Genomic DNA, 22195 nt, shown 5'->3' with positions numbered 1-22195 from the left:
CGGCCGGATCGATCAGTCTTGTTCGTCGGATTCGCTATGCCGCGGCTGGCGCGGGATGACTTTCACCAGCAGGATGCGGGGACCGTTCATTTTCTTGACCACGATGTCGAAGCCGTTGAATTCCACGCGCTGGCCCTGTTTCGGGATATCGCCCAGCTTCAGCATGACGAGGCCGCCGACGGATTCGATGTCCTGCAAGCCCATCTCTTCGTTTTCGATGTCCAGGCCCAGCGCCCGTTCCAGCGATACGATCGGCAGGCTGGCCTTGCCGACCAGCGCGCCGTCTTCCTGCTTGAGCCAGTCGTTTTCATTGAGGCGGAATTCGTCGTGGATTTCGCCCACCATCGCGCCCAGCAAGTTGTCCAGCGTGAGGAAGCCGACCGGGCGCTTGCCCTTTTCACCGATCAGCGCAAAGTGCGGTGCGCCGTCCTTCAGGCGGCGGAACAATTCCAGGGCCGGGGTACGGGCCGAATAGGTTTCCACCGGGCGCACGAACGGCGTCAGCGACGCCAGGTCCTTGCCCGACTGCTCGGCGAAGAACAAGTCTTTCAAGTGCACCATGCCCAGCACGGTCTCGCCGTCTTCGTCGTAATACGGATAGCGGGAAAAACGGTTGCGCACCACGGTTTGCAGGTTTTCTTCCAGCGGTTTCGACGCGTGCAGCGCGATCACTTCGTGGATCGGGCGCATCAGGTCGGACACGGACATTTGCGAAAACTCCAGCGTGTGCGCCAGGATATTGCGTTCATCCTTGTTGAACTTTTCCCCCGGCTGGCTGGTGCGCAGGATCATCTTCAATTCTTCGGTCGAATAGTGCGAATCGCCATGCCCGCCGGCGCCGGACAGGCCGGCAATTCTCAACACCATGTTGGCGCTTTGGTTGAGGACCCAGATGGCCGGGTACATGGCCCAGTAGAAGCCGTACAGGGGCAGGGCGCTCCACAAGCCGATGGCTTCGGGCATGCGGATCGCCAGCGATTTGGGCGCCAGTTCGCCGACGACGATGTGCAGGAACGAGATGGTGACGAAGGCGAAGACAAACGAAATGCCGTGCACGATTTGCGGCGACGTGACGCCCAGCACGGGGAACAGCGGCTCCAGCAGCGAAGCAAAGGCGGGTTCGCCGACCCAGCCCAGGCCCAGCGATGCGAGGGTGATACCTAATTGGCAGGCCGACAGGTAGGCGTCGAGTTCGCCGTGGACCTTGGCCAAAGTGCGGCCGCGCAGGCCTTGTGTTTTCGCGATGGCGCGCACGCGGGTGCGGCGCAGGGTAACAATACCGAATTCAGCTGCAACAAAGAAACCGTTCAGCGCGACCAGGAACAGGGCGAGCAGAACGAGCAATAGATTAACCATATGAATCGCATTACGCGACCGTCGTTGAAACCTCTATCTTAGCCGAGCCGGCAGACGACTGGATGCTGTTTTGGCATTTTCTCCGACGCTGGTGCTATTTGGTAAGGCCAATAAGTAAAATGGATTAGCCAAATATTTATTTTGGTCAGTCCAAATGTTGTATTTTGGTCAGGCCATATAGACTTTTTATTGTAAAAAATGCATTCTGTCCGTGGCGCCCGGCCGGCCCACCACCCAACATCAAATGACAACGAGACAGGAGATATGCGAATGAAGGTTATGCAACTGAAAACGCTGTTCATGGCAGCCGCGCTGGCAGCGGCCGGGACTGCATCGGCCGGACCGGTCGGTTATGGCGCCGCTACCACAGGCGGGGGCGGCAAGGCCGCTGTCAATGTCGCCACGCTGGCGGAAATGCAGGCCAAGATCGACGCCTACACCGACAATGCCGGGTTGGTGCTGAATTACACGGGCAAGTTCGACTTCACCAAAATCACCGACGTGTGCGCCCAATGGCAAAAACCGGCGCAAACGCTGGAAGTGAAAAACAAGAGCAACATCACGATCCGCGGCGCCAGTGATTCCAGCGCGAATTTCGGCATCCATATTGCAGGCAATGCCCATAACATCATCGTGCAAAATATGATGATCGGCTTGTTGCAAGGGGGCGAAGCGGCGGATTCGATTTCCATCGAAGGCATGTCGTCCGGCCAGCCCAGCAATATCTGGATCGATCACAACACGATCTTTGCATCCCTGACGTCGTGTTCGGGGGCCGGCGACGCATCGTTCGATGGCGGCATCGACATGAAAAAAGGTGCGCACCATATCACGGTGTCGTACAACCACGTCTACAACTACCAGAAGGTTTCGCTGAATGGCTATAGCGACAGCGATACCGCCAACGTGAATGCCCGCACCACGTACCACAACAACCGTTTTGAAAACGTCAAGTCGCGCTTGCCGCTGCAACGCTTTGGCCAGACGCATATCTTCAACAATTACTTCAATAATGTGGGTACGTCCGGTATCAACGTGCGCATGGGCGGCTTGTCACTGATCGAGGCAAACTACTTTGAAAACGTGAAGAATCCGGTGACTTCGCGCGACAGCAGCCAGATCGGTTACTGGGAATTGCGTAACAATTACGTCGGCCCCGGTATCACATGGGATACGCCAAGCGGCGCCGTCAATGCCACCAACTGGGGCACCACGCAATCGTATGGCTCGACCGGCTATACGTACACTGCGATCCCGGCCGCCGACGTGAAAGCCAAGGTCATCGCCACCGCCGGTGCGCGCACCGGCCTCGCGCAGTAAACGCTTCAATTGTCCAGTTCAACCATGCCGGTGGCGCACGCCACCGGCATTGACTGGCGCCACGGCCGCCTTGCTGTTCCTTTGGCAGCGGCCGTCTTCCATCGCTGGCCGTCATACCAGCCGGTTGCGGAACAGCCATGCGGCCAGCGGCAACGTGATGGCGGCAATGATGGCCAGCGGCAGCAAATCGCCCGCCACCACGCGCAATCCCACCCCTTCCAGGTAGACGCGCTGCACCAGGTCGATGGCGAAACGCAGCGGATTGGCCATGGTCAGCGTCTGCATCCATTCCGGCATGTTGCGGATCGGCGTCGTCAGGCCGGACAACAGCATCATCGGCATGATCAGCACGAAGGTGTACAGCATGGCATGCTGCATGTTCAGCGACACGGCGGAAATCGACAGCCCGATGCCGACGCTGGCCACCGTGAACAGCGCCAGCCCCGCGTACAGGGTGAAGACAGAGCCTGCCATCGGCACGCGGAACCACAGCAACGTCACCAGCAGGATGATGGTCGATTGCGCCAGGCCGATCAGCACGGGCGCCAGCGCCTTGCCCGCCATGATTTCCAGCGGCGACATCGGCGTCACCAGCAACTGGTCGAAACTGCCTTGCTCCCGCTCGCGCGCCACCGACAAGGCCGACAGCAGCAGCGTTTGCAGCATCGACAAGCCCGCGATCAGGCCGGGCAGGATATTCCACCGTGTTTGCAGGTTCGGGTTATACCAGGCGCGCGTTTCCACCGTGGGCGGGAGGGATGCCGGGTTCACCGCGAGATTGGCCGAGGCCCCGCCATGCTGTTCGCGCCACCGCCGGTTGAATTCCGCTGTCACGGCGCCAACGTGGCCGGCGGCGGCGCCCGCGGTATTGGAATTGCGGCCGTCGACAATCAGCTGGATCGGCGAGGCGGCGCCCGCCTGCAAGCGCCGCTCGAAATCCGGCGCGATGACGATGGCCGCCATGGCGTCGTGGGTCTCGATCAGGCGGGCGATGTCCTGCGGCCCGGCCAGCGTGGCGACACGGCGGAACACGCCGCCACCTTCAAGGCGGGCAACGAAGTCCCGCGCCGCCGCACCCCGGTCCTGGTCCACCAGCACATACGGCGCATCGGTCAGGTCGAACGTGGCCGCGTAGCCGAACAGCATGCTTTGCACCAGCGCCGGCACAATCAAGATGGCGCGGCTGGCCGGATCCTTCAGCACGGCCAGGAATTCCTTGTGACACATGTTGGCGATACGGCGCAGCAGCGCAATGAAAATGGCCATGGCGGCTCCTTCAATCCAGTTTCTTGCGCGTGACCGCCAGCGCGACCGCCAGCAACACCACCGCATACAACGCCAGCACCGCGCAATTGCGCGCAATCAGCGGCCACACATTCCCCGCCAAAAACAGCGTCTTGATCAATTCCATGAAGTACGTGGCGGGCAGGATGCCGCCCACCGCGCGGATCACGGCCGGCACGCTGCGCAAATCAAACAGGAAACCGGACAGCATCAGCGATGGCATAAAGCTCGACAGCAGCGCCACCTGGCTGGCCAGGAACTGGTTGCGCGTGACGGAGGAAATCACCAGGCCCATGCCGACCGCGACCAACAAATACAGCATCGAACTGAGCAACAGGATCGCTATCGAGCCTTGCAGCGGCACGTGGAACAGCAGGCGCGCCGCGCACAGGCACAGCACCAGCCCCAGCATGCCAACCATGAAATACGGGATGATCTTCGCCAGCAGGATTTCCAGGGGCCGCACCGGCGTCACGAACAGCGCTTCCAGCGTGCCCCGTTCCCATTCACGCGCCATCACCAGCGCGGTCAGGAATGCGCCCACCAGCGTCATCACGAGCACGATCAGGCCCGGCACCAGGTACCACGTACTGGTATTGGCGGCGTTGAACCACATGCGCTGTTCGATGACGGCCATGCCCACGTCGCCTGGAGATCTTGAACCCAGCCGGTCGGCTTGGCGCGGCTGCGCCAGCGCGCCGGTGACGTAGCGCGAAATGATGCCGGCGCGGTTGGCATCCGCGCCATGCAGCAGCAACTGGATGCGGGCGTCGCCCGCCGCCTTGCGGCGCGAAAAATCGGATGGCACGCGCACCACGGCATCGACCTTGCGCTCGCGCATCAGCGTTTCCGCGTCATGCATGGAGGCCAGCATGACGGGGGCGAACGCGTCGGACAGCAACAATCCCGCCACCGCGTCATGCGCGGCCGGGGACGAGTCTTCCATCACGATGGCGATGGGCGCGTGTTTGACGTCCAGCGACAAGCCATAGCCGAAGATCAGGATCAGTGCGATGGGCAGCGCAATGCCGATGGCCAGGTTGCTGGCGTCGCGCAGCAACTGGCGGAATTCCTTGCGGACCAGCGCCGCCAGCCGGTTCAGGGACAGGGACTTCATGCGTTCTCCCTGTTCTTTTCGACAATGGCGATGAACGCCTGTTCCATGCCGTCGGCATTGCCCGCCTGCGCGCGCACGTCGCGCGGCGTGCCCAATGCCAGCAGCCGGCCCGCATCCTGGATCACGATGCGGTCGCAGTATTCCGCTTCTTCCATGAAGTGCGTGGTGACGATGATGGTGACGCCGCTGGCGGCCAGCGCGGTAATGCGGCGCCAGAATGCGCGCCGCGCCAGCGGGTCGGCGCCGCTGGTGGGTTCGTCGAGGAACAGGATGTCCGGTGCATGCAGCAAGCCGACGGCCATGGCCAGCCGCTGCTTGAACCCGCCCGGTAGCTGTCCGCTGGGCGCGTCCTGATGGCCGGTCAGCTGGAACTGGGCCAGCATCGCGGCCGTGCGTTCGCGCAAGCGGGCGCCCGTCAAACCATAGGCGCCGCCAAAGAAGCGCATGTTTTCCGCGACGGTCAGGTTGCCGTACAGCGAAAACTTTTGCGACACATAGCCCACCTTGCGGCGCGCTTCGGCCCGGGCGTGGCGCAGGTTGACACCTGCCACTTTCAAGGTGCCGCTGGTGGCGGGCAGCAAGCCGCACAGCATGCGGAAGGTGGTGGTCTTGCCGGCGCCGTTCGGTCCCAGTAAGCCGAAGATTTCACCGCGCCGCACGTCGAAGGTGGTGCTGGCGACGGCGGTAAAGTCGCCGAACCGGCGCACCAGGTCGCGCACTTCGATGACGGGAACAATGGGGGCATGGGCCGCCGCGTCGCCCTGTGATGCGGGTGTTGCGCCCTCAATATCCGCCGTACCGGCGCCGTCCTGCGTTGCCATGCCGCGCAAGATCAGCATGAAACCATCTTCGAGCCGCGCGGGAACGGGCTGCGTCCGCACGCCGGCCAGCAGCGCCGCCAGCGTGCCGCCGGCATGCTGAGGCGGGGTGCCTGGCTGCAGCATATAGCGCACCTTGCCGCCTTCCGGCACCGCATCGGCCACGACCGCGCGGGCATCGAGCAGGCGCGCCTGCAAGGTGCGGGCGGCAATGCCCTGTGGCGGCGTGGCCAGGTGGCACAGGCCATCGGCCTTGGCGCGCAATTGTTCCGGTTCGCCGGCGGCCAGCACCACGCCCTCGTGCAGCACGCAGACATGCGCGCAGCGTTCCGCTTCATCCATGTACGACGTGCTGACCAGCACCGTCAGCCCCTGCGTGTCGACCAGTTGCCGCACGATGTCCCACAGCTCGCGCCGCGACAGGGGATCGACGCCGACCGTCGGCTCATCCAGCAACAACAATTCCGGCGACCGCACCAGCGTGCAGGCCAGTCCCAGCTTTTGCTTCATGCCGCCGGACAGCTTGCCGGCCGGGCGCGCGGTAAAGCGCCCCAGGTCCGTCATGTGCAGCAATTGCGCATAGCGTTCGCGCCGTATGTCTCGCGGCACGCCGTGCAAGTCCGCGTACAGGTCGAGATTTTCTTGCACGCTCAAGTCTTCATACAGGCCGAAGCGCTGCGGCATGTAGCCGATGCGTTCCTGGATCTGTTGCGGATCGCGCGCCGCATCGATGCCCAGTACGTGCAACGTCCCGTGGTCAGCCGTCAGCAAGCCCGCCGCCATGCGCAGCAACGTGGTCTTGCCCGCGCCATCCGGGCCCACCAGCGCCGTCAGCGCGCCCGGCGCCACGGCCAGCGACACGCCCCGCAGCGCATGGGCAACGGCGCCGCCGTGCTTGGGGCTGAACGCTTTATGCAGGTTGGCCGCTTGCAGCGCGTATGCGGTAGCCATGATGGGCATGCACTCAACGGTCGCCGCGCGCCAGCCGCACCGTGGCGGGCATGCCCAACCGCAGGCGGTCTTCCTTGTCTTCCGCCAGCACGCGCACTTCATACACCAGCGACGTGCGCAATTCCTCCGTTTGCACGGTCTTCGGCGTGAATTCCGCCACCGACGACACGTAACCGACGCGGCCGGCGATGGCTTTTCCTGGCAGGCTGTCTATCGCGATGGCGGCGGCCACGCCGGGTTTCACCCACGCCAGGTCGGCTTCGCTGACATAAGCGCGCACCCATTTCGGGTCCGTGATGGCCAGCGTATAAACGGGGCGCTGCGGCGATGCCATGTCACCCGCTTCCATCAGCCGCGCCCGCACCACGCCTGCCTGCGGCGCCGTCAGCGTGCTTTCGGCCAACTGGTGTTCCAGCAGGGCGATATCGGCGCGCGCTGCCTCCACCTGCGCCTGCGCCTGGGCGATGTCTTCCTTGCGCGGCCCGGTCTGCACCAGTTCCTGCGCCTTGCGCGCGCCTTCCACCTGCGCCTGCGTGGCCTTGCGGCGCGCGGCGGCATTGTCGATATCCTGCTGGCTGACGGCGCCCGCCATTTGCCGTTGCAGCGACGTCAACCGGTTCAACTGTTGCTGCGCGAATTCCGCTTCCGCCTGCAATGCCGCCGTGTGGGAGCGCGCCTGCGCCACTTCTTCCGGGCGGCTGCCGGTTTGCAACCGGTGCAGCGCCTGGACGCGGGCTTCCGATTGCGCGCGGGCTTGCTGCAGCTTCAGTTCCAGGGTCTTCGTGTCGAGTTTACCCAGCGCTTGCCCGGCGCGCACATGGTCGCCTTCCTGCACGGCCAGGCTGGCGATGCGTTCGCTGCCATTGAACGCCAGCGACACCTGGCGCACATCCACATTGCCATACAACACCAGCGGCCCCGCGCCAGGAGCGGGGCGGGTGACATGCCACGCGGCCCAGCCAAGGGCGATCAGCGACAGCACGGCGGCGGCAATGATGGGTCTCTTGTTCAAAATACAACCCCTCGCGCAAGTCAGCATTCCAAAATGATACTCCCGGGCCTTGCGTTGCGTTACGACATTGCCTGCAAGGATTCCAGGATCGCCTCCACTGCCGGGTGCTTGATCTTGCGCTCGTTGGAAATCGCATAAAACTGTTCGCGCAATTCCGGCGCCTGTCCCACCAGGTCCACGTCGAACTGTTCGCGCATGTCCTGCGCCAGTACGGCGGGGGCAAAGAACAATCCCATGCCGTTGCGGCCAAAGGTGTTCAGCATCGCATTGTCTTCAAATTCCCCCACCACGTCGGGCCGCACACCGTGCTGCACGAACCATGCGTCGATGCGGCCCCGCAGCGCATTGTTCCGCGTCGGCATCAGCAACGGCGCGCCATGCAGGCTAAGGGGGAAGTTGCGCCGGTAGCGGCGCGCCAGTTTGGGCACGCCGTATAACTGCATCTGGCTCTCCATCAACAGGTGGCTGAACACGCGCAAGCTCGGTGTGGCGCGCACGGCGCGGTCCGTCAACACCACGTCGAGCTTGTTCAGCGCCAGGTCGGCCAGCAGCGCATCATATTCATCTTCCATACAGATCAGCTTGACAGGCTTTTCCAGTGCCTGCGTCGTGGCCAGCAAGTGATAGGCCACCAGCTTGGGCAGCGAATCGGAAATGCCGACCGTCAACCGCATGCGGCCCGCATCCACATCGGACAGCGCCTGCTGCAACTGGTCTTCCAGTTGAAAAATCTGGTCCGCGTAATCCAGCGCCACGCGGCCCGCTTCGGTCGGCACCAGGCGGCGGCCCTGCTGGGTTAAGAGCGCCTTGCCCAGCGACTGGTCCAGCAACGCCAGTTGCGTGCTGACAGTCTGGATCGCCAGCCCGAGGCGCTCGGCGGCGCGCGTCACGCTGCCTTCCTTTGCCACTGCCCAGAAGAAATAAAGATGCCTGAAGTTGATGCCTGCGGTTTTCATGGTTCTGTTTTTGCGAAGTAATCCTTCGATTATCTTCCATTTTTCTATTCGCGTGTTTTCTTTACACTGCCTGACATTGATCAACACGAAAGGAAAAAACAATGAAACATTTCAGGGTTTCATTCATTGTCTCCTTCATCTGCCTTGCGGTTGCAGGCTGGTGGGGATACCAGCACACGGGCTGGGGCGGCGCACTGACGGCGCTGGGTATCGCGGTGATTCTCGCCGTGATGGAAGTATCGCTGTCGTTCGACAACGCGGTGGTGAACGCCTCCGTCTTGAAAACGTGGGACGCGTTCTGGAAAAAACTGTTCCTGGGCGTGGGCATCATCATCGCCGTGTTTGGTATGCGCTTGCTGTTCCCGCTGGTGATTGTCGCGGTGGCGGCCGATATCAGTCTGGCGGAAGTCTGGACCTTGGCGCTGAACGACCCGAAAGCGTATTCGATGCACCTGACCAATCACCACGCGGAAGTGGCGGCATTTGGCGGCGCGTTCCTGTTGCTGGTGTTCCTGAACTTCCTGCTGGATAAGGAAAAGGAAACCCACTGGCTGGGCAACTTCGAGAAGAAGCTGGGTTCGCTGGGCAAGATGTCGTCGGTCTCCGTCATGGTCACCATCGGCGCATTGCTGGCTTGCCTGGGCATGGTGGAAGAAGGTCAGAAATTGATCGTGCTGATCGCCGGCCTGTGGGGCGTGCTGATTTACGTGGCGGTGGATGGTTTGTCCAGCCTGCTGGAAGCGGAAGAAGAAGGCGGCACCAACGTGGGCGACATGGTCAAACGCGGCGGTATCGGCGGTTTCCTGTACCTGGAAGTGCTGGATGCGTCGTTCAGTTTCGACGGTGTGATTGGCGCGTTTGCCATCACGAATGACGTCGTGATCATCATGCTGGGCCTGGCGATTGGCGCGATGTTCGTCCGTTCGCTGACGATTTACCTGGTGGAGAAAGGCACGCTGGATGAATTTGTGTACCTGGAGCACGGCGCGCACTACGCCATCGGCATCCTGGCCGTGATCATGCTGCTGTCGATCAAGTTCCACATCCCGGAAATCTTCACGGGCTTGATTGGTGTGGCTTTCATTGGCGCGTCGCTTTGGTCGTCGGTCCAGTATAAGAAACGGCAGGCGCTAACCATAGCGTGAGATTCACTTTGGTCGTCGATCCGGTACAAGAAACAAGCGCTGGCTGCTGTTTGAGCAGTCGGTAACAAGAATAGCGGCGTGCCCATTGAACACCGGCCCGCCGCTGATGCAGCAAGGTGTTCAGACACTTGAGTTAAAACTTCATAGGAGTAACACATCATGGCAATCAGTCTGCAAAAAGGCGGTAACGTCAACCTGAGCAAAGAAGCTCCCGGCCTGTCGAAACTGGTCGTGGGCCTGGGCTGGGATGTCCGCAACACCGACGGCGCCGCATTCGACATCGACAGCTCGGCCTTCCTGCTGAAAGCGGATGGGAAAGTACGCGGCGACAATGACTTCATCTTCTACAACAACCTGAAATCGTCCGACGGTTCCGTGACCCACTCGGGCGACAACCGCACCGGCGCCGGCGAAGGCGACGATGAAACCGTGACCGTGGAACTGTCGAAAGTGCCTGCTGAAATCGAGAAGATTTCCGTGTGCGTGACGATCCACGAAGCGGAAGCGCGCCGCCAGAACTTCGGCCAGGTCCAGAAAGCCTTCGTACGCTGCGTGAACGCGGCCAACGGCCAGGAAATCGCCCGCTTCGACTTGTCGGAAGACGGTTCCGTTGAAACCTCGCTGGTCTTTGGCGAAGTCTATCGCAACGGCAGCGACTGGAAATTCCGCGCGGTCGGCCAGGGTTACAAAGGCGGCCTGGGCGCACTGGCGTCGTCGTTCGGCGTGAACGTTTAACGGTAAGAGATCATGCCAGTATTTACCGTGACAGGGGATGTCGATCCCTTCCTGCATGTCTCGATGCGCCATGGCGAAAAGATTTATTGCGAATCGGATGCCATGGTCATGATGGAGTCCAACCTGGAGCTGAAAGGCCGCATGAGCGGTGGGCTGGGCAGCGCGTTGATGCGCACCTTTGCCAACGGTGAATCGTTCTTCCAGCAGCATATTGAAGCAACCAAGGGCGATGGCGATTGCCTGCTGTCGCCGACCTTGCCGGGCGCCATGCAAGTGATGGACGTGGGCCAGCGGCAATACATGATCAGCGACGGCGCATTCGTCGCTGCCAGCTCCAGCGTGCAACTGAATGTGCGCACGCAAAGCCTGGGCAACGCGCTGTTCGCCCAGTCCGGCGGTTTCTTCATCACGGAAACGTCGGGCAGCGGCCAGGTGGCGGTATCGGGCTTCGGTTCCATTTCCTTATTGGACGTGGCGCCAGGCAAGGACGTCATCATCGACAACTCGCACGTGGTGTGCTGGGACAGCAGCCTGCACTATGAAATGTCGGTGACGACCAACCGCAGCAGCGGCTTCTTCGGCAACCTGGTCAACAGTGTGACCAGCGGCGAAGGGATGGTGCTGCGCTTCTCGGGTCAGGGAAAGATCCTCGTGTGTTCGCGTAACCGCAATGGCTTCCTGGCCTGGGTGCGCGGTCCTCAAAGTTCGTAACAGGAGGTGTTATGTCAGTGAATTTGCAAAAGGGCCAGAAGATTTCTCTGGACAAAGAAGCGGGCAGCACGTTGTCCCGCGTGGTGATGGGCCTGGGCTGGGATGCCGTCAAATCCAAGGGGTTCTTTGGTTTCGGCGGCAGCAAGGCGGAAATCGACCTCGACGCCTCGTGCGTCCTGTTCGACACCAACAACCGTCCGCTGGACGTGGTGTGGTTCCGCCAGTTGAAGAGCCGTGACGGCAGTATCAACCACTCGGGCGACAACCGCACGGGCGCCGGCGATGGCGACGATGAACAGATCAGCGTGTCGCTGTCGTCGGTGCCGGCCGACGTGAAGAGCATCGTCTTCACCGTCAACAGCTTCACGGGCCAGAGCTTCGCGCAAGTGGAAAACGCCTACTGCCGCCTGATCAACGCGGCCGACGGCAAGGAAGTCGCGCGTTTCAACCTGTCCGTGCAGGGCAACCACTCGGCGCAAATCATGGCCAAGCTGTACCGCCACAACGGCGAATGGAAAATGCATGCGATCGGTGAAAACGGCACCGGCCGCACGTTCGATGAATTGCTGCCGCAAATCGCGGCGCACCTGAACTAACCGTAAAGCGTTCCCGGGGCGCGTTCCCCATGGCGCGTCTCTTTCGCGGCAGCCTTTGTCAGAGGGGGCTGCCGTTTTTTTTATTTTTGCAGGAACTCCGCCAGTACGCGGCCTTCCGCGCCCGCTGGCGGACGCACTTTCAGCAGGTAGGACAAGGTCGGTGCGATGTCCTGCACTTCCGTGTAGACGCCGCTCGCTCCCGGTTTGATCCATTGCTTGCCCATCATGAACAGCGGCACGTTGGTGTCGTAGGCATACGGTGCGCCGTGGGTGGTGCCATGTTTGCCGCCGCCGATGATCCAGTACGGCTTCATCACCAGCAGCACGTCGCCGGAATTGTCGCGGTTCCACGCGCGCTGCATCAGCGTGCCGATGCGGGTGCGGGGCACCGTGCCGTTTTCCAGTTGCGTGCGGCCATACGCGTCGGCGATGCCGGGCTGTTTGGCCAGCCAGCGCACGGCGGCCTGTTCCACGTCTTCGCGTTTCAGGCCGGCCTGCGCGATCTGTTCATAGTCGAGGTGGATATTCGGCAGCAGGTAGGCGGTGACGGGTTTGGTCAGCTTGAACGTGGCGGCCAGGTGGGCGTCGAGGTCGGCCACCAGTTTTTTGCCATCGACGCGGCCGGCATCGAATTTGCGGGACTGGTAAAACTCCGGCGTATTCGGGAACCCATGGTCGGCCGTCAGCACGACGAGGGTGTTCTCCAGGCCGACGGTCTTGTCCAGGTCCGTAAAGAAGCCCGCCAGCAGGCGGTCCAGTTGCTGTAAATGGTCGTGCGAGGCGCGGCTTTCCGGCCCGTACGCGTGGTTGATGTAATCGTGGCTGGACAGGCTGATGCCCAGCACGTCCGGCACGCCGGCCGGGTTCTTGCCCAGGTTTTCACCGGCAATCGCGGCGCGCGCGAAGTCCAGGGTCAGCTTGTCGAGGAACGGCGACGAGCGCAGACGGTTGTAATATTTCGCGTCGAGCTGGCCGGACTCGCTGGCCATGGCAAACGGGAAGCGGTTGCGCTCTTCCCCCCCTGCGCGCGGCGCCACCAGGTCGTCGTCGGCATCGTGTTCGTACGCCGCCGGCGGCAGCAGCGGCGTCCAGTTCTTGCCATAGAACTGGTCCGCCGGTTTCGCGTCGTTGAAGCGCGTGACCCATTGCGGGTACGACGCCATGTAATACGACGACGTCATGAACTGGCCGGTATCGTCCGCGTACATATAGGCGGTGCCGGCTTTGCCCGCCAACAGGATGGCGCCCCGGTCCTTGCCGGAGACCGTGACAACTTTCGACTGGTTGCCATTGCTGTAGCGTAGTTCGTCGCCCACCGTGTTGACGCGCAGGTTGCGCGGCGACGTGCCGTCGGACGGCTGCGTCTTCACGCCCAAATAGGTATGGGTCCGGTCTTCGGTGCAATACATGCTTTCTTTGGTGGCCGGGTTGACCCAGTTATTGCCGACGATGCCGTGCATGTACGGATACGCCCCCGTCAGCACGGCCGCATGGCCGACCGCCGTCACTGTCACGCCATGGGCCTGGTGCGCGTTCTGGAAGTAGGCGCCTTGTTCCATCAGGCGGCGGAAACCGCCCGCGCCGAACTGGCTGCGGTAGCGCAGCACTTGTTCATTGGGCAGGCCGTCGACCACCATGACCACCACCAGCTTGGGCGATGGCGACGGGGCCGGGGCGGCTGCATGGGCCGCGATGGACAGGGAAAGGGGGGCAAGCAGGGTGAAACACCGGGTCAGTGTAGGCATTCGTAGGCTGGACAGGTTGGTCGACGGGAAGCCGCCATGATAGGGCGGCAATGTTGAATAGTAATGACACGCGGGCCAATGGACAAGCGGACAATCGGCCGCGGACGTCCCACCTGCTCCCCGCCTTCGCGGGGAGGGCGGGTTCAGGCGCAGACGGCGGGCCGGTAGCGCTGGAATGCTTCCCGGATGGTGCGCTTGAGGATGTCTTCATCCCATGGCTTGGTCAGGAAACGGTAGATTTCTCCCCTGTTGACCGCATCCAGCACGGCGCCCAGTTGTTGCTGGCTGCTCAGCGCGATGCGCATGGTGTCCGGGTACATGCGCGCGGCGGAACCCAGCACCGGTTTGCGGTCCGGTTTCTGCGCCAGCTGGTTGCAGACGATGACCTGGACCGGCTGCAGCGCCAGCAAGTCCATGGCTTCGGACGCGGAGGTGGCGCACAGGATGCGGTAGCCTTCACCCCGCAGAGTGCGCTGCATGCCGGCCAGGAGTGCTTCATCGTCATCGACGAGGAGCAGCGTGTGTTCCGGCCTGTCCAGGTCGCTGGCCAAGGGCAATTGTTTGCTATCCTGGACTATCTTGTTGAATTCCGCCGCCTGCAAGGGGCGGCTGAAGTAATAGCCCTGCAGGTAATCGCACTGGCGCGACCGCAGGAATTGCATTTGCGCTTCCGATTCCACGCCTTCCGCAATCACACTCATGCGCAGGCTGTGCGCCATGGCGATGATGGCGGTGGCGATGGCGGCATCGTCCGGGTTGTTGCTGATTTCCGTGACAAAGGCGCGGTCGATTTTCACGTATTGGAAGGGGAAGCGCTTCAGGTAGGCCAGCGACGAATAGCCGGTGCCGAAATCGTCCAGCGAAATGTGCAAGCCCAGTTTGCCAAAATCACGCATGGTTTGCTGCGCCGCATGTGGATCATGCATGACCAGCGATTCCGTCAATTCCACTTCCAGCCAGCGCGGGTCCAGGCCATGCTGTTCCAGCGCGCCGGAAATGATTTGCAGCACATTGCTTTCACGGAATTGCAGCGCCGACAGGTTGACCGCCACCGGCACGATGCGCTGGCCTTCGCGTTGCCATTGTGCCTGTTGCGCGCACACGGCGCGGATCACCCAGTCGCCGATGGGGACGATCAAGCCGGTTTCTTCGGCCAGCGGGATGAAGCGGTCGGGAGACACGGTGCCCATGACCGGGTGCTGCCAGCGGATCAGCGCTTCCGCGCCGCCGATCTGACCGGTGTGCAAGTCCACTTTCGGCTGGTAATACATGGTGAACTGGCCGCCGTCGATGGCTTCCTTCAGCAAGCGTTCCAGTTCCGCTTTTTCCGCCAGCCGTGCGTTCAATTCCTGCGAGTAGTACTGGAAGCGCGCCAGCACCGCCTTGGTTTGCCGTAGCGCCGCTTCCGCGTTCTTGAACAGCGATTCCGAATCGCTGGCGTCGGCCGGGTACACGGAGACGCCCAGGCGCGCCGCCAATTGCAGGGTCGAGCCGTGCACCGTCATGGGTTCGCTGACGAGGTTGAGCAGGGTGGCGCACAGCGCGTTGACGTTTTCATCGATGCCGCGCTCGCCGGCCACGGCAAAGTTGTCGGCGCCCACCCGCGCCACCGTGCACTGCCGCCCCAGGTCTTCGCCCAGCCGCCGCGCAATCACGCGCAACACCTCGTCGCCGCCATGCCGGCCCACCGTGTCATTGACCTGTTTGAAGCGTTCCAGGTTCAACACGATGACGAAGGCGCCGCCGCCGCTGTGGAACGCGTTTTGTTCGATCTGTTCCAGCCGGTCCAGGAACAGTTCCATGTTCGGCAAACCTGTCAGCGCATCGTAATACGACAGGTAGTTGGCGCGCTGTTCGTTGGCAATGGCATCGAGCGCAAACACGATGTCGCCCGCCAGTTCGCCCAGCAATTTCATTTCTTCAGGGTCGAAAATATCGGTTCCCTGTGCATACAGCAGCATCGCGCCGTTGACGCCCCGTGGCGAATGCAGGGGCAAGCCCACCATGGAGCCGAAACCGCGCGCCTCGGCATCCTCGCAACACTGGGGAAACCCATCCGGGCTGCGCACGTCGTTGCAAACCACCGTCGCGCCGCCGCCCAGCAGATGGCGAATCACGCCCGAAGCGGATTGCTGCACGTCGGCCTGGCCGGCGGCCTCGCCTTCGGATGCGGTGACCGCGATCTTGCCAGTGGGGCCGGCCACACCGATCCACGCCAGTCCGAAGCCGCCGTGGGATACGGCAATCCGGCAAGCTTCCTGCAGCAGTGGTTGCGGCTGGTGGATACGGACGATGGCGCTGTTGGTGCCCGACAGTACCGCGTGGATGCGGCTCAGGCGCGCAGTCTTGGCCTGCTCCTGTTCCAGCGCGGCCGCGCGCACCAGCGACAGGTGGGTGCGCACGCGCGCATGCACGATGGCGGGCGACACGGGCTTGGTCAGGTAGTCGACGGCGCCGCATGCGAAGCCGGCCGCTTCGTCACCGACTTCCCCCATCGACGACACGAAGATCACGGGCGTGTCTTCCGTCCGCGGGTCGCTCTTCAGTGCGCGGCACACTGCATAGCCATCCATTCCAGGCATCTGTACGTCGAGCAAGACCAGGATGGGCCGATGCTTGTGCGCTGCAGCCAGGCCATCGACGCCATTGCGCGCGAAGGCAAGCGTATAAGTGTCGCCCAGGATTTGCTTGAGTACAGCAAGGTTGCTGGGTTCGTCGTCGACAATCAAAATCGGTCCCGGTAACATGTCCTACTCCTCCAATTCAAGCCCCAGTTCGGTCACCAGGCCCAGGGCCAGCGCTTCCGCGGCGCGGAAGTCGAAATCGTCGATACGGCCGCGTATTTGCGCGGTGGCGCTGCTGGAAATCAGCGGCGCCAGCCGGTTCAATACGGCGCTGGCGCGGTCAGGCGAATCGGTGTCCAGCGCCAGCAGCAATTCGCGCAACAGGGCGCCAGTATCGCCGCCGCCTGACATCTCTGGCGAGGGGGCGGTGTCGGCGCCGGCATAGGCGATGATCGACGCACAGGCAATTGCCAGCGCATCCTGCAGCGCGCGCAAGGCCGTCGCGATATCGCCCCCTTCATGCTCGGCCAGTTCCAGGTCGCCCGCCGTGCGCGCCACGTCCGTCAGCGACAGGCTGGCCGCGGCGCCTTTCAGTTTGTGGGTCAGGGCCTGCGCCGCAGCCGTATCGCCTTGCGCATACCAGGTTTCCAGCTGCGCGCCGCTGCGGCCATAGTCGGCGGCGAATTTGCGCAGGAACTTGCGGTAGGCGGTTTCATCGCGCCACGTCGCCAGGCCTTGCTGCAATGCGATGCCGGGCCAGACGTCGGCGGTCGCTTGCGGTGCGGCAGCGGGTTTCGCGGATGCCGCAGCCGCGCCGTCCTGATCTTTGGTCAGGCGCAGGATGGTGGCGATCAAATCATCGACGTTGAACGGCTTGGCGACAAAGGCATCCATGCCGGCCGCCCGCGCCGCGTCCTGCTGGTTCTTGAACGCGCCCGCCGTCAGCGCAATCACGGGCAAGTCGCGGCCCGCTTGTGTGGAGCGCAGGCGCCGTGTCGCTTCGTAGCCATCCATGCCCGGCATTTGCACATCCATCAGGACGATATCGACCCCATTCGGGTTGGCGCACAGCCAGCCCAGCGCGGAAGCGCCATCATTGGCCAGTTCCACGTGCGCGCCTTCCGCCTGCAAGATCCGCAGCGCCACTTCGCGGTTGATGTCGCTGTCGTCCACCACCAGCACGCGCATGCCGGAGATGCGCTGGTTGTCCGCCGCCGGCACGGTGGCGGGGATGGCGCCGCCCCGGCGCTGCATCGCATTGGCCACGCCGTTGTACAGCGCGGAACTGGTGACCGGCTTGCTCAACACGCCATCGACGCAATCGATGTTCGGCTGGCGCAGCAATTCGTCCTGCGAAAATGCCGTCACCATCAGCACGATGGGCGTGGACGTGTCGTGCAAGGTGTTGCGCAGGCGCGTCGCCAGTTCCAGTCCGTCGATGCCCGGCATTTTCCAGTCCACCAGCATCACGTCGTAATGGCCATGCTGCGCCTGCCGCGACATCACCTTTTGTAATGCGGCTTCGCCGCTGTCGACCATGGTGGCGTTCCAGCCCACGGAACGCACTGTCTGCACCAGGTTTTCCCGCGCGATGTCGCTGTCGTCCGCCACCAGGATATCGAGCTGCGCCAGTTCCGACGGGGCGAATTCCGTGTCCTGCACCCATGGGAACGGCACCGTGAACCAGAATTCGCTGCCTTTGCCGGGACTGCTGATGACACCAATGTTGCCCCCCATTTTTTCCACCAGCCGGCGGCAAATCGTCAAGCCCAGGCCGGTGCCGCCAAAGCGCCGGGTGGTCGACGCATCGGCCTGTGAAAACGCGGAAAAGATGTGCGCCTGCTTGTCGAGCGGGATGCCGATGCCGGTGTCGCTGACGGCAAAACGCACGGTGGCGGTACGCTCGTCCTGCGACAGCAGCGTCATGCTGACTTTCACACCGCCCCGTTCCGTGAACTTGATGGCGTTGCCCGTCAGGTTGATCAGGATTTGTTCCAGCCGCAGCGCATCGCCCAGCACGTTGCCGCCGATGTAAGGCGCGGGAGCGATCGCCAGTTCGATTTCCTTGTTGCCCGCGTTGGCGGCCATGATGGCGGCCAGGTTGTCGCAGACATCGGCCAGCCGGAACGGCGTGTGTTCGATTTCCAGCCGGCCCGCTTCGATCTTGGAAAAATCGAGAATGTCATTGATGATGGCTTGCAGCGAGCGGCCCGCGTTGCGGATCTTGCGCACCATTTCCGACGATTCGTTGTCAAGGTGGCGCCGGTCCAGCAAGTACGCCAGGCCAAGGATGCCGTTCATCGGCGTGCGGATTTCATGGCTCATGTTGGCCAGGAAGTCGGCCTTGGCGCGGTTGGCGCTTTCCGCTTCATCGGTGCGCACCTGCAAGTTTTTATTGACCACTTCCAATTCCGCCGTGCGTTCATGCACGCGCCGTTCCAGGTCTTCATTCAGCGTGCGCACGGCCAGTTCCGCCGCATTGCGTTCCGCCATTTCATGTTCCAGCGTCTGCAGCATGCCGTTGAATGCGTCGGCCAGCTGGCCCACTTCATCTTCCGTGGTCTTCGGCGCGCGTAATTTGAAGTCGTGCCGCTCCATCACCTGGTGCGCAACGTCGGCCACCGCCAGCACGGGGCCGGAAATCCAGCGCTGTAGCCGCGTGGAAATTGCCAAGCCGAACGCCAGGCTGGCCAGCAGCACGGCGCCCAGGATGACCAGGTAATCGCGCAGCCAGCCGGACAAGTCATGCTGTTCCTTGACGAAGACCGTGCCCACCGGTTCCTGGGTGCCGGCGATGGCCTTAAAGATCGTCAATTCCGCACCATTGAAATACACGCCGTCGGTGCCCGGTTTCGCAGGTAGCAGCTTCGCTTGCGCCGGATCGCGCGCATAGCTGGCAAACAGCGCGCCTTTGCTGGTATAGATGGCGGCCGCCGTGACGTTTTGCGCCGCCCGCAAATTCGCCAAGTTCTCACTGGCAACCTTGGCGTCGGAAAATTCCAGCGCCGTGACGCTGCCCTGGCCCAGCAGGTTTGCCAGCGCATTGAGTTCCGCCGCGGTCTTGGCGCGTGCTTCGTGGAAATCGTGGTAGAGCAGGGCGGCGCCTGCCATCAGCAACGTGCTGAGATTGGCCGCCAGCACCAGCAACAGCAGTTTCTTGCTGATGGAGCGTACGTGCAGTAAGCGTTTCATGATCAACGTCCTTCGATCCGGTAAGCCACGTCCAGCAGGCGCGAACTGATTTTCAGGCGGCGCGCTTCCGCATGGGACAGCGATACTTCGAAGCGGATGCGTTCATCAACCTGCACCAGGTTGATGATGCTGCCGGCCGCCAATGCGCCGGCCGATTCCGTCATGGTCAGAACCGGCAGCGTGGCGATGCTGTCAAACAGGTTACGCGCATTGCGCGCCGAGTGCTCGCCGATATACAGTAATTGCAAACCGGACAGAGCGGCGCCCGCTGCGAGCTGGCGCACCTGGACCGGGCGACTTTTAAGCGGATAGGCGGCGCTCAGTTTCTTCAGCTCTTCCGCCACGTTGTCGGCGTCGATGATGCCAATCGTAAATGGTGCGCCCACATCGGTGGACGGCCAGTCGATATAGGCGGCCAGCTTGTAGATATAGCTGGCCTTGATCTTCGCTTCCGCGTCGGCCTGCGCAGTGTCTGCCGCATCGGCCGCCGCCGCCCACAGCATGGCGGCCATCAACGGGAACGTGCGGCGGGTCGTGATCATGGCAAGTTCACCGTCAAGGTCAGCGCCACCGTGCGTTCGATGCGTATGGGAACGGTGGTCGCGCTGGAGCGGAATTCCACGTGTCCCTTATGGAACAGGTCGGTTCCGCTCAGGCGCAATTCCATTGTCGGCGACACGCGCCAGCCCAGCCGCAAGTCCACTGCCGTATACGCCGGGACGGCCGGTGTCGCCAGCGCGCCGACATGGCGCACGGCCACGTCGGCTTCCCAGGCGGCGCCGATATTCCACCTGGAGGCGGCGCTGAACTGGCGGCGCGGATCGTTGCCGGGCGGTGCCGCGGCAACGGGTCCTTGCCATTGCTGGTGCTGCACCAGCGCGCCTGCATCCAGCGTCCATCCGGCGACGGGTTGCCAGCTGCCCCACGCTTCCAGGCCCGTGCTCCGGGCGGCAATCTGGTTATCCAGCACGTTGCCGGCAGCCGTGGCGCGCACGCTGCGCAAGCGGTGGTCGCGGCTGTGGAACAGCGTGGCCGACCAGGTCAGCGACGGCTGCGGTGTGGCGCGCCACCCGATTTCCACCTTGTTGGCCAGTTCGGACTGGAAATTCGCGCCGCCTGCATAGAAATAGGGCGGCTTGGCGGGCGAATACAAATCCGTGTCGAGGCGCGATGGCGCACGCACCACGCGCGCCAGGCCGGCCCACAGCGTGTGCCGCTCGCCGGGATTCCAGGCCAGCTTGACACTGGGCAGCCATTCCACGCCCGTGTGGTCATTCGATTCCGCCCGGATCCCGCCGATCAGCCGCCAGCCTGGCGCCAGTTCGCGCTGCTGCTGCGCGAACAGGTTAGCCCAGTGCATCACGCGCCGCGCGGGCAGGAAGGACAGCAAGGGAGAATTGCGCACGTTGTCGCGGGCCAGCCGGTAACCGGCGCCGATCACGGTTTCCGTGCCGCCCCGGCTGACCGTGTAGCGCACTTCGCCATCGGCCGTCGTCAGCGATTCGCCATACGTGCGGGGGATGTCGCGGCCCGTATAGTCCAGGTAAGTCTGCATGCTGAAGCGCGCACCGTTCTCCAGTGGGCGCTCCCAGTGCAACAGCAGGTTGGCGCCGGAAAGCGCGGTCTCGACAGGCCCCCCGAGGTTTTCTGTACCCCGGTACAGGTCGCCCATCAGGCTGACGTCGCCGTGCGCGCCGCGCCAGTCGGTGCGGAAGCCCGCCTGCTGGCGCCGCCAGGAGTCGGACAGGGGCACGCCGTTGATACGCTGGTCATGTTGCCAGCGGTCGCCGCCCGCATACACGCGGTAATGGCCATCTCCCATTTGGCCGCCCTGGCGCACGGCCACGCCGCTGACATCGCCGCTGGCGGTTGCCTGCACCAGGACGCCGGTGGTCTTTCCAGTGTTTTTCGTGATGATGTTGATGACGCCATTGACGGCATTGGTGCCCCAGATCGTGCCGCCCGGGCCGCTGATGACTTCGATGCGGTCGATATCGGGCAGCATCGTGGTTTGCGCATCCCAGAACACACCGGAATACAGCGGCGTATACACAGTGCGGCCATCGATCATGACCAGCAGCTTGTTGGCCGTGCTGGAATTGAACCCGCGCGCCGTGATGGCGTATTGCTGGGCGCTGATGCGCGCCACCAGCAGATTGGGCGCAAGCCGCAGGATTTCCGGCAGGCTGTGGGCGGCGGAACGCCGGATGGCGTCGGCCGTGATCACGTACACGGAGGCGGCGGCGTCGGCCAGCCGTTCTTCTTTCTTCGATACGGACGTCACGCGGAAGCCGCTTAATTCTTCCAGCGACATCTGGAAGTATTCATTGTTTTGTTCCGCTTCCAGCGCGCACGCCAGCTGCGGCGCCAGCAGGCACAGCATCAGGTATGCGGTGCGCTTAACGATCAGGTTTTGCGCTGCCATCCCTACCTCCTGTCTTCGGCATTGCTGCCGGCAGCCATTTTCTGGGGCTGCTGTTTCCAATTAAACATCGAAATGAAGATAAAAGGAAAAGCCGTTCAATCGTGCATCCGCGGAAAATTTGTGATGCTTTTTTTAGCGATCTGTGCAGGGAGATCATTCGTGAGGGAATTACGCAGTCGCTACTTGCAGCAAGCTATTGAAAATGGTTTTTGCCCTTTGGATATTGGCAACACGGATATGAAAATTGTCGTGAACAAACCTTTGCGGA

The 22195-nt window shown here is 62.6% G+C and carries 16 protein-coding genes; 5 read left to right on the top strand and 11 right to left on the bottom strand.

The genetic code is table 11. The features are described from left to right. Nucleotides 1-12: 12 nt before the first annotated feature. On the bottom strand, nt 13-1356 hold the full coding sequence (locus GJ700_RS15470; protein ID WP_154375369.1) for a hemolysin family protein: 1344 nt from the start codon (nt 1354-1356) through the stop codon (nt 13-15). Between the two features lie 270 nt (nt 1357-1626). Between GJ700_RS15470 and GJ700_RS15465 the strand changes: the two genes are divergently transcribed. Further along, entirely contained in the window at nt 1627-2676 is a 1050-nt protein-coding gene (locus tag GJ700_RS15465) for a pectate lyase family protein (RefSeq protein ID WP_229507026.1), read from the top strand. Nucleotides 2677-2787: 111 nt separating this feature from the next. On the opposite strand, the gene GJ700_RS15460 is transcribed toward GJ700_RS15465, so the two are convergent. From GJ700_RS15460 to nhaR, 5 genes are read right to left on the bottom strand one after another with little or no spacing between them, the layout of a single operon-like run. Further along, nucleotides 2788-3942 carry an ABC transporter permease gene (locus GJ700_RS15460; RefSeq protein WP_154375367.1) on the bottom strand — a complete coding sequence of 385 codons (1155 nt, stop codon included), beginning with the start codon at nt 3940-3942 and terminating at the stop codon, nt 2788-2790. Between the two features lie 10 nt (nt 3943-3952). Further along, a complete protein-coding gene (locus GJ700_RS15455) occupies nt 3953-5077 on the bottom strand; it encodes an ABC transporter permease (protein WP_154375365.1) in 1125 nt (374 codons plus the stop codon). Further along, nucleotides 5074-6846 (bottom strand): ATP-binding cassette domain-containing protein, encoded by a 1773-nt coding sequence (locus tag GJ700_RS15450; RefSeq protein WP_154375363.1) that lies wholly within the window; start codon nt 6844-6846, stop codon nt 5074-5076. Before GJ700_RS15450 ends, GJ700_RS15455 begins: the two co-directional genes overlap by 4 nt. 13 nt (nt 6847-6859) lie before the next feature. Further along, complete coding sequence (locus GJ700_RS15445) at nt 6860-7858, bottom strand: HlyD family secretion protein (RefSeq protein ID WP_154375361.1); 999 nt, start codon at nt 7856-7858, stop codon at nt 6860-6862. A gap of 59 nt (nt 7859-7917) precedes the next feature. Further along, the gene (gene nhaR, locus GJ700_RS15440) at nt 7918-8814 is read right to left on the bottom strand and encodes a transcriptional activator NhaR (protein ID WP_154375359.1); all 897 of its coding nucleotides are present in this window, start codon (nt 8812-8814) and stop codon (nt 7918-7920) included. A 101-nt stretch (nt 8815-8915) separates the two neighbouring features. Here nhaR and GJ700_RS15435 point away from each other — a divergent pair, with 101 nt between their 5' ends. From GJ700_RS15435 to GJ700_RS15420, 4 genes are all read left to right on the top strand, one after another. Beyond that, on the top strand, nt 8916-9959 hold the full coding sequence (locus GJ700_RS15435) for a DUF475 domain-containing protein (RefSeq protein WP_154375357.1): 1044 nt from the start codon (nt 8916-8918) through the stop codon (nt 9957-9959). Between the two features lie 159 nt (nt 9960-10118). Next, a complete protein-coding gene (locus GJ700_RS15430; RefSeq protein ID WP_154375354.1) occupies nt 10119-10694 on the top strand; it encodes a TerD family protein in 576 nt (191 codons plus the stop codon). 12 nt (nt 10695-10706) lie between these two features. Further along, nucleotides 10707-11405 carry a TIGR00266 family protein gene (locus tag GJ700_RS15425; RefSeq protein ID WP_154375352.1) on the top strand — a complete coding sequence of 233 codons (699 nt, stop codon included), beginning with the start codon at nt 10707-10709 and terminating at the stop codon, nt 11403-11405. 11 nt (nt 11406-11416) lie between these two features. After that, a complete protein-coding gene (locus tag GJ700_RS15420) occupies nt 11417-12001 on the top strand; it encodes a TerD family protein (protein WP_154375350.1) in 585 nt (194 codons plus the stop codon). Between the two features lie 80 nt (nt 12002-12081). Here GJ700_RS15420 and GJ700_RS15415 read toward each other — a convergent pair whose 3' ends face one another. The 5 genes from GJ700_RS15415 to GJ700_RS15395 all read right to left on the bottom strand — a co-directional run bounded on the left by GJ700_RS15415 (nt 12082) and on the right by GJ700_RS15395 (nt 21927). Next, nucleotides 12082-13746 carry an alkaline phosphatase family protein gene (locus tag GJ700_RS15415; RefSeq protein ID WP_154375348.1) on the bottom strand — a complete coding sequence of 555 codons (1665 nt, stop codon included), beginning with the start codon at nt 13744-13746 and terminating at the stop codon, nt 12082-12084. 143 nt (nt 13747-13889) lie between these two features. Continuing rightward, nucleotides 13890-16493, bottom strand: coding sequence for an EAL domain-containing protein (locus GJ700_RS15410; protein ID WP_154375347.1), 2604 nt, complete (start codon nt 16491-16493; stop codon nt 13890-13892). A 3-nt stretch (nt 16494-16496) separates the two neighbouring features. After that, nucleotides 16497-19502 carry a sensor histidine kinase, YfiR-like protein-associated gene (locus GJ700_RS15405; protein WP_154375345.1) on the bottom strand — a complete coding sequence of 1002 codons (3006 nt, stop codon included), beginning with the start codon at nt 19500-19502 and terminating at the stop codon, nt 16497-16499. Between the two features lie 2 nt (nt 19503-19504). Continuing rightward, nucleotides 19505-20044: a TOL_0243 family YfiR-like periplasmic protein gene (locus GJ700_RS15400; protein WP_154375343.1), complete on the bottom strand. Its 540-nt coding sequence runs from the start codon at nt 20042-20044 to the stop codon at nt 19505-19507. After that, nucleotides 20041-21927 (bottom strand): TOL_0244 family TonB-dependent receptor, encoded by a 1887-nt coding sequence (locus GJ700_RS15395; protein WP_154375341.1) that lies wholly within the window; start codon nt 21925-21927, stop codon nt 20041-20043. Before GJ700_RS15395 ends, GJ700_RS15400 begins: the two co-directional genes overlap by 4 nt. Between the last annotated feature and the right edge of the window lie 268 nt (nt 21928-22195).

Source organism: Pseudoduganella rivuli (assembly GCF_009674485.1).
In the GTDB taxonomy this organism is placed as follows: domain Bacteria; phylum Pseudomonadota; class Gammaproteobacteria; order Burkholderiales; family Burkholderiaceae_D; genus Rugamonas; species Rugamonas rivuli_B.
The sequence above is the reverse complement of the archived record's forward strand: the minus strand, read 5'-3'. Positions and strand labels throughout refer to the sequence as shown.